The sequence below is a fragment of the Ensifer sp. ENS02 genome (assembly GCF_014851885.1).
Lineage (GTDB): Bacteria > Pseudomonadota > Alphaproteobacteria > Rhizobiales > Rhizobiaceae > Ensifer > Ensifer adhaerens.
In genome coordinates this window covers 515,298-530,174 of the sequence record NZ_JACVAO010000002.1, presented here as the reverse complement: position 1 = coordinate 530,174, position 14,877 = coordinate 515,298, and the positions used below count along the sequence as shown (strand labels likewise).

Annotated in this window: 16 protein-coding genes and 2 tRNA genes; 7 read left to right on the top strand and 11 right to left on the bottom strand. The window is 61.9% G+C overall.

Annotated elements, in window-relative coordinates:
* Window positions 1-43: 43 nt before the first annotated feature.
* Complete coding sequence (locus IB262_RS07210) at window positions 44-505, bottom strand: caspase family protein (RefSeq protein ID WP_192493489.1); 462 nt, start codon at window positions 503-505, stop codon at window positions 44-46.
* 59 nt (window positions 506-564) lie between these two features.
* A complete protein-coding gene (locus IB262_RS07205) occupies window positions 565-2,445 on the bottom strand; it encodes a caspase family protein (RefSeq protein ID WP_162728762.1) in 1,881 nt (626 codons plus the stop codon).
* A gap of 317 nt (window positions 2,446-2,762) precedes the next feature.
* Here IB262_RS07205 and ppdK point away from each other — a divergent pair, with 317 nt between their 5' ends.
* On the top strand, window positions 2,763-5,429 hold the full coding sequence (gene ppdK / locus IB262_RS07200) for a pyruvate, phosphate dikinase (RefSeq protein WP_112975874.1): 2,667 nt from the start codon (window positions 2,763-2,765) through the stop codon (window positions 5,427-5,429).
* Between the two features lie 49 nt (window positions 5,430-5,478).
* On the opposite strand, the gene IB262_RS07195 is transcribed toward ppdK, so the two are convergent.
* The gene (locus IB262_RS07195) at window positions 5,479-5,751 is read right to left on the bottom strand and encodes a hypothetical protein (protein ID WP_034801317.1); all 273 of its coding nucleotides are present in this window, start codon (window positions 5,749-5,751) and stop codon (window positions 5,479-5,481) included.
* A gap of 353 nt (window positions 5,752-6,104) precedes the next feature.
* Entirely contained in the window at window positions 6,105-6,488 is a 384-nt protein-coding gene (locus IB262_RS07190; protein WP_112975875.1) for a hypothetical protein, read from the bottom strand.
* 267 nt (window positions 6,489-6,755) lie between these two features.
* Here IB262_RS07190 and IB262_RS07185 point away from each other — a divergent pair, with 267 nt between their 5' ends.
* On the top strand, window positions 6,756-7,664 hold the full coding sequence (locus IB262_RS07185) for a DUF1499 domain-containing protein (RefSeq protein ID WP_034801322.1): 909 nt from the start codon (window positions 6,756-6,758) through the stop codon (window positions 7,662-7,664).
* A gap of 25 nt (window positions 7,665-7,689) precedes the next feature.
* On the opposite strand, the gene IB262_RS07180 is transcribed toward IB262_RS07185, so the two are convergent.
* From IB262_RS07180 to IB262_RS07165, 4 genes are read right to left on the bottom strand one after another with little or no spacing between them, the layout of a single operon-like run.
* The gene (locus IB262_RS07180; protein ID WP_162251808.1) at window positions 7,690-8,286 is read right to left on the bottom strand and encodes a DUF4166 domain-containing protein; all 597 of its coding nucleotides are present in this window, start codon (window positions 8,284-8,286) and stop codon (window positions 7,690-7,692) included.
* An 11-nt stretch (window positions 8,287-8,297) separates the two neighbouring features.
* The gene (locus IB262_RS07175) at window positions 8,298-8,750 is read right to left on the bottom strand and encodes a thiol-disulfide oxidoreductase DCC family protein (RefSeq protein WP_089045184.1); all 453 of its coding nucleotides are present in this window, start codon (window positions 8,748-8,750) and stop codon (window positions 8,298-8,300) included.
* Window positions 8,751-8,752: 2 nt separating this feature from the next.
* Window positions 8,753-9,676, bottom strand: coding sequence for an MBL fold metallo-hydrolase (locus IB262_RS07170; protein ID WP_112975876.1), 924 nt, complete (start codon window positions 9,674-9,676; stop codon window positions 8,753-8,755).
* A gap of 17 nt (window positions 9,677-9,693) precedes the next feature.
* Entirely contained in the window at window positions 9,694-9,990 is a 297-nt protein-coding gene (locus IB262_RS07165) for a cupin domain-containing protein (protein ID WP_112975877.1), read from the bottom strand.
* A gap of 203 nt (window positions 9,991-10,193) precedes the next feature.
* On the opposite strand from IB262_RS07165, the gene IB262_RS07160 reads away from it, so the two are divergent.
* A tRNA-Gln gene (locus IB262_RS07160) sits at window positions 10,194-10,268 on the top strand.
* A 125-nt stretch (window positions 10,269-10,393) separates the two neighbouring features.
* The gene (locus IB262_RS07155; protein WP_192493488.1) at window positions 10,394-10,576 is read left to right on the top strand and encodes a YegP family protein; all 183 of its coding nucleotides are present in this window, start codon (window positions 10,394-10,396) and stop codon (window positions 10,574-10,576) included.
* A 63-nt stretch (window positions 10,577-10,639) separates the two neighbouring features.
* On the opposite strand, the gene IB262_RS07150 is transcribed toward IB262_RS07155, so the two are convergent.
* Window positions 10,640-11,077, bottom strand: coding sequence for a hypothetical protein (locus tag IB262_RS07150; protein WP_034801335.1), 438 nt, complete (start codon window positions 11,075-11,077; stop codon window positions 10,640-10,642).
* 318 nt (window positions 11,078-11,395) lie between these two features.
* Between IB262_RS07150 and IB262_RS07145 the strand changes: the two genes are divergently transcribed.
* Window positions 11,396-11,472, top strand: a tRNA-Pro gene (locus IB262_RS07145).
* A 208-nt stretch (window positions 11,473-11,680) separates the two neighbouring features.
* Here the strand turns inward: IB262_RS07145 and IB262_RS07140 are convergent.
* Window positions 11,681-12,613 carry a ribose-phosphate pyrophosphokinase gene (locus tag IB262_RS07140; protein ID WP_112975878.1) on the bottom strand — a complete coding sequence of 311 codons (933 nt, stop codon included), beginning with the start codon at window positions 12,611-12,613 and terminating at the stop codon, window positions 11,681-11,683.
* Between the two features lie 288 nt (window positions 12,614-12,901).
* On the opposite strand from IB262_RS07140, the gene IB262_RS07135 reads away from it, so the two are divergent.
* On the top strand, window positions 12,902-13,315 hold the full coding sequence (locus IB262_RS07135; protein WP_034789415.1) for a hypothetical protein: 414 nt from the start codon (window positions 12,902-12,904) through the stop codon (window positions 13,313-13,315).
* A 356-nt stretch (window positions 13,316-13,671) separates the two neighbouring features.
* Window positions 13,672-14,508, top strand: coding sequence for a glycosyltransferase family 8 protein (locus IB262_RS07130; RefSeq protein ID WP_112975879.1), 837 nt, complete (start codon window positions 13,672-13,674; stop codon window positions 14,506-14,508).
* Window positions 14,509-14,576: 68 nt separating this feature from the next.
* On the opposite strand, the gene IB262_RS07125 is transcribed toward IB262_RS07130, so the two are convergent.
* Window positions 14,577-14,756: a hypothetical protein gene (locus IB262_RS07125; RefSeq protein ID WP_034789185.1), complete on the bottom strand. Its 180-nt coding sequence runs from the start codon at window positions 14,754-14,756 to the stop codon at window positions 14,577-14,579.
* Between the last annotated feature and the right edge of the window lie 121 nt (window positions 14,757-14,877).

Genomic DNA, 14,877 nt, shown 5'->3' with positions numbered 1-14,877 from the left:
TACGAAAATCGATCTAAATCCGCCGCCTATGCCTGTCCGCGACTTAGTGAAATCGCTGTCCCGTACTTACTGAAATCGGTGTCCGCGACTTACTGAAATCCTTGTCCCGTACTTTCTGAAACCCGCAGTCAAACTCGCTTTCGAGCCGTGCGTCGGTGCCAACAAGGAAATTCTCGCCGCGCAACTGCATGCCGTGGCCGGCGTAGTAAAACAGGGCGACATCGTCAGGCCCGATCTTGCGCGAGAAGTTTGAAAGTGCGCCGGCAAGACCACGGCGATCGGCGTTGAGGATCAAGTCGGTTTCAAAACCCTGGCCTTTGAGAAAGACATTGAACGCTTCAGCGTCGCGCGAGGCGTTGGGCAGGGTTCCCGCAAGCACATAGTTGCTCATGCCGATGACGAGCGCCAGCCGCTTGCCGTTTCCTTCGGCGGGGGCATTCCCTGTGGTGAAGGGCACGATCAGAGCGCAAAGAACCAGCCATAGCAGCTTCACACGCCAGTTCATGACCTTGCCTCCTGCTTATGATTGACTCAGCCGTGCAGGTGTTGAATTGCCCCAAGCGGTCACTCGAATTCGAGGATCAGACCGCCCGTTCCATCGGTTGGCCCCATATCGTCCCAGCTATCGACGTAGACGGATTTCGTGTCGGCTCTGCCGTTGCGATGGGCGTAGTACATGCCGATATCGTCGCCCTTCTTGCCTTCGTTCGGCATGTCCTGGAACCATTTCGTGTAGGTCAGGGGCGCGCCGGTGTCCCAGCGCCAGCCGCCTCTGGGCTCCTTGCCCTGTGGGTCCTGCGTCAGGCCGATCCAGGGGCCCATCTTGTAGCTGACATTGCCTGAGGGGTCGTAGCCGGTGTTGAAAAAGGTCTGATCGGCGTTGAAAAGCGATGCGACGAAGGCGTTCTCCTCTTGAGACGAAATCGACGCGAGGTGCGCTCCGCAACCGCCGGCGATCCCCCGCGCATAAACGGCCAAAATTATTCCCGTCCGCACTGCGACATAGAGGTGCCCTTCGAACACGCCATATACGGTTTCGAAGTGGCGCAGGCAGGTCAGCGCCCGCAGGACGGTTTGATCGGTCTCTAGCCCCTCGAGGTTGGCAACATCATAGCGTCGGGCCTTGGGCGTGCTGTACAAGCCCTCGGCTCTGTCGTTGACTTTGATGCCGAGGGCCTCTGCCGTGCGCTCTGTGATGAAGCCGCTTGCTGGCTGCTGGTTGGTGCTCTGGAACCGCTTGATCGCTTCGCGCGTCTGTCCACCGAAAACACCATCGGCCGTGCCCGCCGCAAATCCGCGCGAGGCGAGTGCCACCTGGACGTTTCGTCGCTTGTCCTTGTCCGGCAATAGCCGCGCTTCGACGGACTGAGGCAGATGCGACTGGTTGCGCACGGCGGCGGGTTCGATCTGCGCCAGCGCCTGGCGTCCGAGGTCGGCATATTCGCCGGTGCGGTGTTTTTCGACGAAGAAGTGCCAGATGCGCGCCGTTCCGATCTTCAGCGCCTTTTTGAAGTCCTTCTCTGCCTCAAGCGCTTCGGGATCCATGGCCGGCACAGTGAGTGCCGGCTGCACCGGCTGAACCGCCGCAGTCTGCGGCATGGCCGTCTGTACCGCCGGGGTTTGTGCCGCCGGGGTCGTCTGGGGCGCTGCGGTTTCCGGCCCGAAGTAGAACTCCAGCGACAGGGATGACAGGATCTGCGGCTGCTGCTTGCCCTGCGTCTCCTTGCGCACGTCACGCACGACCCGCTTGAAGGCGGTGCCGACTTCGAGGCCGGCGCCCGAGAGATTGGCGATCAGCGCCCGCGTAAAGGGCGAATGCCCGTCGGTGCCGTCGGCGGCGACCTGTCCGGGGGCTGCGGCAAAGGCGACGAGCGTGCCGCCGCCCTGCGTTTCGATCGGCGCTAGCCCGCGGGTCGCCGCACCGCGGGTCGCACCTTCGACTTCGCGTGTTAGCCGCTCGGCGAGCGGATTGTTGCGGCAGGCATCGAGGAAGACCATCGAGATGCGGGCACGTTTTTCCATCGCGCCGACGATCTCGGACAGCGCCACGGTCTCGGCCGGCACGTCGAACTCGCTTTCGAGCTTGGCATCGGTGCCAACAAGGAAATTCTCGCCGTGCAACTGCATGCCGTGGCCGGCGTAGTAAAACAGGGCGGTATCGTCAGGCCCGATCTTGCGCGAGAAGTTTGAAAGTGCACCGGCAAGGCCGCGGCGATCGGCGTTGAGCACGAGGTTCGTTTCGAAGCCCTGGTCCTTGAGAAAAGTGTTGAAGGCTTCTGCATCGCGTGAAGCATTGGGCAGCGTTCCAGCGAGCACGTAGTTGCTCATGCCGACGACGAGCGCCAGCCGCTTGCCGTTTCCTTCGGCAAAGGCGTTTCCCATGGTGAAAAGGACCATGAGCGCCGCCGAAAGGAGCCAGGTTGTCAGATTTGCACGCCACCTCATGACCGACCCTCCGAGCCATCGAGACGGAAACGGATTGCCATGACGGGATATTCCTGGATGCACCCCCATCGCACATCTGTATATTAGATAATTGTTATGTTGCGGGCAATGTCGGATCGGGCCGCCTGGCGCAGCCTTTTCAGGAATTTCGGCTGCAATTTAAAGCCATCGACACGATTTGTGGGAGGTCAAGCGCGATGTGTAGCAATGTTACAGAAAATGATGCGCTGCAGCATAAATCTTCGCCGGGTGCATTTTCAGCCTGAAGCATATACTGTAAATCGTCATTAAAGACTGTTTCTGGGTGGAGAGCAGGCATGACGAAATGGGTTTACACCTTCGGTGGGGGCAAGGCCGAGGGACGTGCGGGTGATCGTGAGCGCTTGGGTGGCAAGGGCGCCAACCTTGCCGAGATGTGCAACCTCGGCCTGCCGGTTCCGCCAGGCCTGACGATCATCACCGATGCCTGCAACAGCTTCTTCGACAATGACAGGCAGATGCCGGATGGCCTGCGCGACCAGGTGCGCGAGGGGATCAGCCGGATGGAAGAGGTGACCGGCCGCGTCTTCGGCGACACCTCCCGTCCGCTGCTGCTTTCGGTTCGCTCAGGCGCGCGCGCGTCCATGCCCGGCATGATGGACACGGTTCTCAACCTCGGTCTCAACGATCAGTCGGTACATGCGCTTGGCCATGACGCCGGTGATGCCCGTTTTGCCTGGGACAGCTATCGTCGCTTCATCCAGATGTATGGCGACGTCGTCATGGGCGTCGACCACGACGTCTTTGAGGAAATCCTCGAGGACGAGAAGGCGCGCCTCGGCCATGAGCAGGATACCGAGCTTTCGGCGGTGGAGTGGCAGAGCGTCATTGCCCGTTACAAGGAAGCGATCGAGGAAGCGCTGGGCGAACCCTTTCCGCAGGATCCGGAAGTGCAGCTCTGGGGCGCGATCGGCGCCGTGTTTTCGAGCTGGATGAACCCGCGGGCGATCACCTATCGCCACCTGCACGCCATCCCCGCCGCCTGGGGCACCGCCGTTAACGTCCAGGCGATGGTCTTCGGCAATCTCGGCAATTCGTCGGCGACTGGCGTTGCCTTCACCCGCAACCCCTCGACCGGCGAGAACGAGCTTTACGGCGAGTTTCTGGTCAATGCACAGGGCGAGGACGTCGTTGCCGGCATCCGCACGCCGCAGAACATTACCGAAGCGGCGCGCCTTGGCTCCGGCTCCGACAAGCCCTCGCTCGAAAAGCTGATGCCGGAGGCCTTCGCCGAGTTTCGCTCGATCTGCGATACGCTCGAACGCCACTATCGCGATATGCAGGATCTGGAATTCACCATCGAGCGCGGCACGCTCTGGATGCTGCAGACGCGCTCCGGCAAGCGCACCGCCAAGGCGGCGCTGAAGGTCGCGGTTGATATGGCGGAGGAGGGGCTGATCTCCGAACAGGAGGCCGTTGCCCGCATCGATCCCGCCTCGCTCGACCAGCTGCTGCACCCGACGATCGATCCGCATGCGCGCCGCGACATCATCGGCTCGGGCCTTCCGGCCTCGCCGGGGGCTGCGACGGGCGAGATCGTCTTTACCTCGGAGGAAGCGGTGCAGGCCGACAAGGAAGGCCGCAAGGTCATCCTCGTCCGCGTCGAGACCAGCCCTGAAGATATCCACGGCATGCATGCCGCCGAAGGCATTCTGACGACCCGCGGCGGCATGACCAGCCACGCCGCCGTGGTTGCCCGCGGCATGGGTACCCCTTGTGTTTCCGGCGCCGGCAGCATTCGTGTCGACCTTCGCAACGAAACGCTGACCGCCGGAGGCGTGACGCTCAGGAAGGGTGACGTCATCACCATCGACGGCTCGTCCGGCCAGGTGCTGAAGGGCGCGATCGCCATGCTGCAACCGGAACTTTCCGGGGACTTCGGCAAGATCATGGCCTGGGCGGACGCCACCCGCCGGATGACCGTCAGGACCAATGCCGAAACGCCGGCGGACGCGCGCGCCGCTCGCTCCTTCGGCGCCGAAGGCATCGGACTCTGCCGCACGGAACACATGTTCTTCGAGGACGACCGCATCAATGTCATGCGCGAAATGATCCTCGCCGACGACGAAGAAGGTCGCCGGTCAGCGCTCGCCAAGCTTCTGCCGATGCAGCGCTCGGATTTCGCCGAGCTGTTCTCGATCATGCACGGCCTTCCGGTAACGATCCGCCTGCTCGACCCGCCTCTGCACGAGTTCCTGCCGAAGACCGACGAGGAGATCGCCGACGTTGCCGGCGCGCTCTCGCTCGATCCGTCGGAACTGCGCCAGCGCGTCGGCGAACTGCACGAATTCAATCCGATGCTCGGCCACCGTGGTTGCCGGCTGGCCATCTCCTATCCGGAGATCGCCGAGATGCAGGCGCGTGCCATCTTCGAAGCCGCCGTTGAAGCGGCGCACGAGACCGGAGCGGCCGTCGTTCCCGAAATCATGGTGCCGCTTGTCGGCCTCAAGGCAGAGCTCGATTACGTCAAGGCGCGCATCGATGCGGTCGCCAAGGAGGTGATCGGTGAGGCGGGTATCGACATCGACTATCTCGTCGGTACCATGATCGAATTGCCGCGTGCAGCCCTGCGCGCCGGCGTCATCGCCGAATCGGCCGACTTCTTCTCCTTCGGCACCAACGACCTGACGCAGACGACCTTCGGCATCTCGCGCGACGACGCCTCGCAGTTCCTGGCGACCTACCAGCAGAAGGGCATCATCGAGCAGGACCCCTTTGTCTCGCTCGATTTCGACGGCGTCGGCGAACTGATCCAGATCGCAGCCGAGCGTGGTCGTCGCACCAAGAACGGTCTGAAACTCGGCATCTGCGGCGAACACGGCGGGGATCCGGCCTCGATCCGCTTCTGCGAGGACGCCGGCCTCGACTACGTCTCCTGTTCACCCTTCCGCGTGCCGATCGCCCGGCTCGCCGCGGCCCAGGCCGCGATCAACGGCAAGGGGTAACGTCTATCGCCAACGCCGCCCAAGCGGCGTTGGCTCGGCATGATCCGCTTTACCTGGCCTGGACGATCACCGGTCGTGAGACGATGACCGGCCGGTCCCAGCCCCACATCATCATGTCGTTCTGGTAGCGGAATGCGCGCGATTCGGCGCGGCGGTCGAGTTCGATCCGCTGCAGGCAGGTGGCAAACGCATCGGTGCCGCGGCGGAAGCCGTAGGACGCGCAGGTGTTGCCGTCGGCGATGCGCCGTTCCTCCGGCGTCATCGTCTGGCATGCCGTCAAGAGAAGCGCGGCTGCGATAAGGATGGACAGTCGTTTCATCATGGTTCTCGCGCCTCCTGGGCGCAACCGGGTCGTGTGAGGCCGTACCGGTCTGCGTCTCGCCGTGAGCAATCGAGCGGCACACCACTCAACGCCTCGAATCACAATCAATATAGGGACTTGTATCGAGAATCGAAACGAACGATGCCAATTCTGTGCCATGTCGCGGTTGTAGGCGAGGGCACCTCACACCCGTCGTTGACGTGTGTGTGTGAGCCTGTTCCGGAGGGGTGTCGGGGTGTGATCCCTGCGCGATGGTCCGATTGCGCGTAATCCGCTGCCAAAACGCATTCACCGTCGCTTGCTGCCTCGCCCAGGGATGTGGTTGGAGTTGTCCCTGTGAGAGGCCTGCAGTGCTACATGCGTTCGAGCACGCCGACAAAGGATTCGGCGAAGCGCTCGAGGTCGCGCGTGGTGTCGCGCGGATGTTCGATACGGACGGCTCGGCCTTGTTCGTCGAGGCAGGCAAACAGGATCGAAGCGTCGCCTCCGGCATCAGCCAGACGGAGCACGGCAATGCTGCGGCAGTCTTCGATCAGATCAGAAGCGGGCAGGGCAAACAGAAACTCACCGCCGACGTTGTCAGCAACCGTGCGGACGAAGCTGGTGAAATCGGCATTGTTGCCGGAGAAACCATCGAGGGAGAGTTCGAGCTCAAGGAGCCCCATGGGGATGCCGCCGTCTCCGGCGGGTAGGGCAGAGGGGGTGGCGATGGCCACGGCTGCTTGCGATGCGCCCATGTCGGTTCTCCGTCGATTGCCGAGCGCCCTCGATTGATGTTGCGCGCTGGCCGTTGCCTCCGATTGAAACTCCGCGTGCCCTTTGAATCCCGGGCGCGCGGGCACATTCCCATGTGTTGATAGGTGGTTAACGAGAATGGCGATTTTGCGGCGAACTGTAAGGTAGGCCCGGAGCGCGGTGGCGGACTGCCGCATTGCCTGTTCCCTCGGCACGGGGCATGGTCTAAGAATGCGGTCTGTTTCGCGGCAGGGAATTGATTCAACTATATGATGGTCCGGTACGAGCGCCCCTATTCCTTTGCCGCCCACTGGGCGCGCCGCTTCGCCCGTGTCTCGTTCCTGCTTTTTGCGCTCTCGCTGCTGGCGCACCGCTTCGGTCCGCTGACGACACCGCATTTCCTCGCCCTTGTCGGCCTCGCCGGCGCCTTTGCGCTGTTGGGCGTGCTGTTTGCCGTCGTCGGGTTGGCGCGCTTGTGGCAGGTTGCGGCGATTGGTGGCCTGGCGTCTGCTGCGGCGCTTGTCTACGCCGCGCCGACGCTCGGCTTTATCGGCTATGGCGTCGTCCAGTATCTCACCCGCCCGGAAATCTACGACGTCAGCACGGATACGGTGACGCCGCCGCCGTGGCTCAAGGTGCCGCAGGCGGAAGAGAGCTGGCTGAAGCGCAAGGCGGCGGTAACGCCTCAGGACCGTGAAGCGCAGATCCTCGCCTATCCGGCTCTGACCGGCCGGCGCTACGATGGCGCACTCGACCGCGTCTATCAGGGGGTGCGCAACGTCATCGAACAGAGCCGCGTCGGCATCACCGAAGAACTTGGTGTCGAGAACGCCCGCGCCGATCTGGAGGATCTGGCAGTACGGCCGAATGCGGGCGCGGATACGAACGCCGAACCGGAAAATGTACCCGTTCCGGCGGCGCGCCCGGAGATGGCTCTCGAAGGCGCGATTGCAGGGCGCCGCGCCAGCGATGTCGTGCTGCAGGGCGAGTGGCGCACGCTGATCGCGGGTTTTCGTTTCGATGTATTGATCCGGCTGCGCGAAGAGGCGGAGACCACCTTCGTCGACCTGCGCGTCGCCTCGCGTTACGGGCCTCATGATCTCGGCATGGGCGCCGCCTTCGCCGATCAATTCCTGCGGGCGCTCGATGCCGAGCTGTTGGGCATTGCCGGCGACTGATCGGCGGAGTGCCCGCCAGAAAACGTCATTCGTCTACGAGGGCTTTGCGACCACCCAAGTCGGCTGTCGGCTCGCCCGCTGGCCGTAGCCAGCCGCGATAACGCACGATCAGGCTGGTCAACGGGCTTGCGACCTCCACGTGGAAATGAAACAGGCCGTCACGATCCTCCTCGAACGTCCGGCCACCCGGCGCAAGCAGTAAAGGAAGCGGAAGGCCGAGGAAGGACCAGGCGCGAACCAAGAGATGCAGGCGGTTTTCGGCGGGCTCAAGCGCGCACAGGACACGGAACGGTCCGAAATCTTCCGCGAGCAGTGGTTCGTTCTGCCTCTCGGCCTTTCGTTGCGAGCTGCGCAGGACTTTCCCACCGAAGCGTCGGGTCCAGACTTCCCGACCATTGCTGCATGCGAAGTGGATTTCAACAGGGACGTCAGCGCCTGCGCCGGGAAAGCCGAGCATGGAGGCGACGAGCCGAGCCCCTATCGAGCTGCCGCGCTCGATGACCGCACGTCCGCGAAAGGTGGCATGTCCCTCTGATAGGTCGTGCAGGGCGCGGATCGACGCGGGCAGGTGGTTCCATTGCCGGCCGAGGATCTGGCGGTAAAGGCTCTGTTTTTGGACCATGTCTTCCATCGTCATGCGATGAAGCGCCCACGCTCCTCAGGCGTCGGCACCATGCAGCTCTGGCGGCGGCCGGCGATGCGGTAGCGGTTTCTCGCCACGAGATCATAGAGCGGATCGCGAAGGACAGCGGGTAGGATCCGGCAGATGTTGGCGAGCGACCACGGCAGACCCAGTCGCGCAAGCGTGCGGATCGATCCGTCGGATTTGACGCGGGCGATGCCGTCCTCGATCAGCATGTTGCTCTCGAAATGGACGGTATCGAGCCCGTAGTGCCGGTAGAGCGCTTGGCCTAGCGGCGACTGTGCTGTCAAATAGCGATATTGCGCCCGTCGGTCGTGGCGAAGCAGAAAGCGCACCCAGCCGGAACAAAAGATGCATTCGCCGTCGAAGACGATCACCGGCTTGTCGTCGGCAAAGGTGGGCACGGAAGCATCATTGCGATAGCTGTAGGCCTCGCGCCGCATGATCAGCCCGCTCCGCCGGGCGCCAGCCGGTAGGCGCCGAGAAGCGAGGGCGGGCCATCGGTTTCGATCCGTCCCTGTTCGATCAGGTCTTCGAGATGGGCGAGCACCGAAAGTGCCGCCGCCCCATGCAGCCGCACGTCGGTGGACGCATAGATGACCTTGACCATGTCAGGGATATGGCTGTCGCCGACGCGGATGCGTTCGAGCACGGCACGCTCGCGCATCTTGCGGTGGGCGCGCAGGCCGCGAAGGAAGGAGGCAGGCTCGATCACAGGTCCGCCATGGCCGGGCAGGTAGAGATGCTCGTCGCGGGAAAGCAGCTTTTCGAGCGAGGCCATGTAATCGGCCATGGCGCCATCGGGCGGCGCGACGATCGTCGTCGCCCAGGCCATGACGTGGTCGGCGGAAAAGAGAATGCCGGTGCCATCGAGCGCGAAGGCCATGTGGTTGGCCGTATGGCCGGGCGTCGTAAGCCCCGTCAGGCTCCAGCCGTCGCCCTCGATGCGCCCGCCGTCGGCAAGCCCGAGATCGGGGACGAACTCCATGTCGGAACTCTCGGCGAAAGGATTGCTCTCGCCCGCATGCAAGGGACGGGCGGAGCGATGCGGGCCTTCGCCGACGATCACCGCACCTGTGGCAGCCTTCAGCCGGCACGCCAGCGGCGAGTGGTCGCGATGCGTGTGGCTGACGGCGATATGGGTGACCTCACGGCCGGCGAGCGCCGCCATCAGCGCCTGGAAATGCGCCTCGTCATCGGGGCCGGGATCGATGACGGCAACGGAACGTCTTCCGACGATATAGCTGTTGGTTCCGTGAAAGGTGAAAGGGCCGGGATTGTTGACCGTGATGCGCTGCACATCGTCCGCAACCGTCACGGCCTCGCCATGGGCCGGCTTGAAATCGAGATCGAAGTCCGGGCCCTGCATGCGTCTCTTCCTGGATTTCACTTGTATTCGATCTCGATGAACGACATCGGCTCTTTGCCGGCATTGACGACGTTGTGCGCCATGCCCGCCTCACGGCGGTAGGCGGCACCCTTGGCGATATCGACCCGCCGGCTGCCCGTCTCTTCCTCGAGCAGGAACTGGCAGTCGGTCATCGGCACCACCACATAGCCGAGCCCGTGCACATGGTGACCGGTGTCGGCGCCGGGCTCGAAATCCCAACGGGTGATCCTGACGACCGTGTCGTCGACGAGTACGGTTGGAACGGCAGGGGGGCGGGCGCGAAACTGGCTCATGAAATTCTCCATCTGCCGGGACAATAGGAGGTGCGGTCAGCGAAGGGAAGGGTACATCCGGTACCCACGGCGAGCGCCCTTCGGCGTCGTCGCCAACAAATCCGCCGAAAATTCAACTTAGTGCCAACTTAGTGATTGTGACGGGCGGCGAGCTTTGATAATCAGGCGCTCGATTTGGCGGACGTATTGTCCCGTCAATCCGTTGGGGCGTCGCCAAGCGGTAAGGCACCGGTTTTTGGTACCGGCATTCCCAGGTTCGAATCCTGGCGCCCCAGCCACATTTTTCCAGGCAGTTGATCCATTGGGCGGGCGATCGCGCGCGCCGGATTTGCATGCACTCTTGTCAAGTCATCTTGCAACTGACACGCTAGTTTCGTTGATTCCAACATGTGTGAGGGAGAAGATGGCTCACAAATTCGAAATCTACAAAGACAAGGCTGGCGAGTTCCGTGTTCGCTTCAAGTACAACACCGAAGTGATGTTCTCGACCGAGGGCTACAAGACCAAGGCCAGCGCGCAGAACGCCATCGACTCGATCAAGAAGAACGGTCCCGACGCGCCCGTCGAGGACAACAGCGCCGGCTGAGTTCGATGCAATCCCCTAGAAAAAACCCGCCGATTTTCACCGGCGGGTTTTTTGTTTGTTGGTTTAGCCTGCAGTTGCCGCCGGCTTGGTCTGGGCCGGGGCGCCGAGGAACTCTTCGCACCAGCTCGGACCTTCGGCACGCTTGCGGTCGCCGGCAATGTGGATCGAGCGGATGACGTAGTCGGACGAGACGGTCAGTTGCACCGCGCAGCTCAGATACTCGGTGCGCGCCGAGGAAATGCGCTTGCCGCGCTTGCCGTCCTTGGTGGTTTCGTACTGCGCCGGGATCTTGCGGGTCTTGTAGCCGCCCTTCCAGCTATAGACCGTGGAGCTGCCGCTTTCGACGTCGGAGATCGGCGGACCGTACTGGGCGAAGAAGCCGCCGGCCGGCTGGCCGAGCCAACGGGCTTCGACTGCATTCCTGGAAATCCCCGTCCCGGTCGTCGTGCAGCCGGCGAGCACGAGCGCGAGGCCCGCCACCGTCATCATGCGGAAGTTCATGTTTCTGCCCCTTTGGCTCTCGTTCTGAAATCGGCATGGCACGGAAGCCCGTATCCCCTGGCTTTCCGCGCTTTCCGTTGAGCCTCTAGCGCCAAAAGAGACGAAAGGAAATGCACGCAGCGGTTCCTGTTCCAGGAAATTATGAAGCGTTGCAGAAAGTCCCTATCACGCGCATCTCCGGGGCGCCGTTGGCGCCGACCAGGGCCATTTCGCGCCTACGTTTTCCACCGTCACGATTTTTTTGGAAAAGGCGCAATGTTTTTCGAGATAGGCGCTTGTGAAATCAAAATGCCTGTTCTATAGAGGCGCCGCTGGTCACGGAGTGTAGCGCAGTCTGGTAGCGCACCACGTTCGGGACGTGGGGGTCGCAAGTTCGAATCTTGCCACTCCGACCAGCCAAATCAACCGCTTAGCCGATCTTTCCCGAAATATGCGCCAAAGCGCGGATCGACTGCGGACTGCTTCAATCATCACTTCTATATGCATTTGTAGCTTGCGCCGCGTGACGCTGTGGTCTTTTCGGATGAGCGGGCGGATTACGTCTTTTCTCACCGGCAAACGCCGCCTGGCTCAATCGAAACGGCTTTGCACTGTTCGCGTGGTTCAGTCGAAAAGGCTTGAAACGCTTTGCTCTCGCGCGGTTCGGGCAAGGGCCTCTCCGAGCAGCGGCGCGACGGTGACGCGGCGGATCTTGGTGGTCTGCCGTTGCGATTCGGTGTCTTGAATGGAATCGGTCAGCACCAGTTCCCTGAGGTTGCTGGCGCCAATACGCTCGCAAGCCCCCTCGGAAAGCACGCCGTGGGTGATGTATGCCGAGACCTCTCTGGCGCCCGCTTCCAGCAAGGCGTCAGCCGCATTGATCAAGGTCCCGCCGCTATCGATGATGTCGTCGATCAAGAGGCAGGTCTTCCCGAAGACGTCACCAATGATGTTCATGACCTCCGACACGCCGGCGCGGGGGCGCCTCTTGTCGACGATCGCAAGATCGGTGCCAGTGCGCTTGGCGATGCCGCGAGCCCGCGCCACGCCGCCGACGTCAGGCGAAACGACCATGAGATTCCCGACGTCGTAGCGCTCTTTGATGTCGCGGGTCGTCACCGGCGCCGAATAAAGGTTGTCGGTCGGGATATCGAAAAAGCCCTGAATCTGGTCCGTATGCAGATCGAGCGTCATAACGCGATTAACACCCGCGCCGGCGATCATGTTGGCGACCAGCTTCGCCGAAATCGGTGTGCGGCCGGTGGCGCGGCGGTCCTGACGGGCATAGCCGAAATAGGGGATGACGGCGGTGATCCGGCGCGCAGACGAACGGCGCAGCGCATCGGTCAGGATCAACAGTTCCATGAGGTTGCCGTCGGCAGGAGCACTGGTCGACTGGAGGATATAGACATCCTCGCCGCGCACGTTCTCGTGAAGTTGAACGTTGACTTCCTGGTCGGCGAAGCGCCCGACCGTACAGTCCGTGAGGGGAAGATTGAGATATCTGGCAATGGCTTCGGCAAGGGCGCGGTTGGAGTTACCGGTCACCAGCTTCATGAGCGCAATCCTGTTACAGGGAGCCTTTGAGGCAGCTTTAGAGCCTCGCCGGTGGATTCACAACCAGTGCTGCACATTTTTGTGACGCAACCGGTTTGGGTTGTTTAAGATGGCTGTTCGCGACGCTGCACTCCGGTGCCTTAATGTCTGCGCAAATGCCGTTCGTCGCCGCTTAAAAGCCGTTGGTCGAATAGAGGTGTATTCGCAACGGGGTTGCTCTGTCGGCATGCGGGCGAAGCCTCTAGGTTCCCGCCATTCAATCACGGACGACGGGGAACGCGAATGTCGATCAAGCATCTATCCATTGCGACGGTTCTGCTGGTGGCCGGCCATTCGGTGGCGGCGGCGCAGAGCTGCGAGAAGAATTTCAAGGCGAGCGGCGTTCCGCTGGTGACGCCTGTTTTCTATAAGACCTGGCAGGAGTTCCCGAAGCTGAAGCCCGAGACCGCTCTGCAGCGGATGGCGCGGGGCGTCGCGGCGGAAGGCTTTTCCGGGATCGAGATCAACAAGGCACTCGGAACCATCGAAGCTTACCAGGATACGGCAGGCTCCGGGCGGCTGCAGACATTGCGAGTAGTCGCCCGCAAGCGCGGTTCAGGCACGCGGGTTGATGCGATGTTTGATATTCAGGTGGGGCAGGTGGCCACCAAGCAGGTGGTGCAGGAAGGCCTTTGCAACATCATCCGGTCCGCGACCGAATAGGTGCCGCGCGCAGGTCTTTTACACGATCTGCGCGAGATTCTGCGGACAAACAACTATTATCTGCTCTGCCCACTTGACGCGGAAGCATGGTGTGCGAAGTCATTCGCCATGAAGAGAAGCACACCAGTGCATCCGCGTGTTTTCGGGTAAGAGATGACCTATTAATTTCATTGATACTTCCGTCGCATATTGCGCGACACCATGAGCGTGGCCCTCGCTTGGCGAGGGTCACGCCATTTCAAATGAAAGCAATCAAAGCGTCTACCGGTATGTCCGGTCGAGCGAGATCTTGCTTTTGGCCTGGACACTGCATGCGGCCCTGTGGCTGCGCGTTGCATTGCTGAAATTGACTTTAAATGATTGTTGCATGCTCGATCGACAGGCGCTTCGCGGAACTCGCGGGTGTCATGCTTTACTCGCTCGAAAAGAACGGTGGCATTCCAGATGCGCAGGTCTTTATCCTAGGTGACGGGCTGCGGGCGTCCGACAAGGAAATGCTGCAAGCCTGTGCCAAACGGAAGCTGTGCTTCATCGATGTCGAAAGCGACATTCTCTCAAAAATCTCAGGCCTGAAGACGACGAGCTACTGGAGCCGCGCTACCTACGCTCGACTGTATCTGCCGGAATTGCTAGCCGACCGGCACGACCGTCTGCTCTACCTGGACGCTGACACGCTGATCAAAAAGAGCCTGGCACCACTGGCCGATCTGTCGTTTGAAGGCAGGGCCGTTGCAGCCGTTCCCTATGATGACCCGACGCGTTTCAATCCGTCGCTCGGCCGAGAGGCGAACACACCCTACTTCAACGCGGGAGTCCTGCTGGTCGATATCGATGCCTGGAACGCGCAGGACTACACGGCTCTCATTGCCAGGCTGCTTCAGGCGCGTTCGTTCGATTTCTTGGATCAGGACGTACTGAACCTTACGACCGAAGGGAATTTCGTTCATCTCCCCGGCCACTGGAATACGCAGAAGGGGTGGGAAGACTATTCTCAAGCTTCCATCGTGCACTTCACTCACGCCAAGCCGAACACGAAAGAATGCGAGCACCCGGAGAAGGCGACGTTTCTGGAGTACCGGAAACAGACGCCCTGGCGTTCGGCGCGACTGATCACAAATCGCGACCGGCGCATTCGCACGCTGCTGCTATCGATCAGAAAGAAGTGGCAGTGGCTCTCGGCGTTTGCTCGGTAGCTGCGCTTGACTTGTGTAGGGGCGGTGCGGTGCGGGCCGCATAGCACCGCCGCCCGCCATGCGCTCGGTCAGCCCCGCTTTTCCAGGCCGTTCAGCACGGATTGCGCGGCGGCCTGTGCCTCCAGCATCGACGTGAAGTTGCCTTGGGCGGGGTAGGTGACGCCGCGGAACTTGATGACGAAGCACCATTTGCCGTTGATGCGTTTCTCGACCTTTACGGTGGTTTCCGGTTGCTTGTCGGTGCTCACCCTGTCGTCTCCCTGATTCGGCATTCTTGCGCCAAGGCCGCTCAGATACGCCGAGCAGAGCGGTTCTGTCCACCGCAGGGTGCGCGACCGTCGATGCAAATGTTCCGGGCGAGGGGTGAAG

Bases quoted from the DNA above. Each gene is read 5' to 3' on its own strand.
- IB262_RS07140 (WP_112975878.1), bottom strand. From the start codon at position 12,613: ATGAAGCTGGTGACCGGTAACTCCAACCGCGCCCTTGCCGAAGCCATT.
- IB262_RS07155 (WP_192493488.1), top strand. From the start codon at position 10,394: ATGGCTCACAAATTCGAAATCTACAAAGACAAGGCTGGCGAGTTCCGT.
- IB262_RS07165 (WP_112975877.1), bottom strand. From the start codon at position 9,990: ATGAGCCAGTTTCGCGCCCGCCCCCCTGCCGTTCCAACCGTACTCGTC.
- IB262_RS07185 (WP_034801322.1), top strand. From the start codon at position 6,756: ATGATGGTCCGGTACGAGCGCCCCTATTCCTTTGCCGCCCACTGGGCG.
- IB262_RS07205 (WP_162728762.1), bottom strand. From the start codon at position 2,445: ATGAGGTGGCGTGCAAATCTGACAACCTGGCTCCTTTCGGCGGCGCTC.
- ppdK (WP_112975874.1), top strand. From the start codon at position 2,763: ATGACGAAATGGGTTTACACCTTCGGTGGGGGCAAGGCCGAGGGACGT.
- IB262_RS07175 (WP_089045184.1), bottom strand. From the start codon at position 8,750: ATGCGGCGCGAGGCCTACAGCTATCGCAATGATGCTTCCGTGCCCACC.
- IB262_RS07170 (WP_112975876.1), bottom strand. From the start codon at position 9,676: ATGCAGGGCCCGGACTTCGATCTCGATTTCAAGCCGGCCCATGGCGAG.
- IB262_RS07180 (WP_162251808.1), bottom strand. From the start codon at position 8,286: ATGGTCCAAAAACAGAGCCTTTACCGCCAGATCCTCGGCCGGCAATGG.
- IB262_RS07195 (WP_034801317.1), bottom strand. From the start codon at position 5,751: ATGATGAAACGACTGTCCATCCTTATCGCAGCCGCGCTTCTCTTGACG.
- IB262_RS07130 (WP_112975879.1), top strand. From the start codon at position 13,672: ATGATTGTTGCATGCTCGATCGACAGGCGCTTCGCGGAACTCGCGGGT.
- IB262_RS07190 (WP_112975875.1), bottom strand. From the start codon at position 6,488: ATGGGCGCATCGCAAGCAGCCGTGGCCATCGCCACCCCCTCTGCCCTA.
- IB262_RS07210 (WP_192493489.1), bottom strand. From the start codon at position 505: ATGAACTGGCGTGTGAAGCTGCTATGGCTGGTTCTTTGCGCTCTGATC.
- IB262_RS07150 (WP_034801335.1), bottom strand. From the start codon at position 11,077: ATGAACTTCCGCATGATGACGGTGGCGGGCCTCGCGCTCGTGCTCGCC.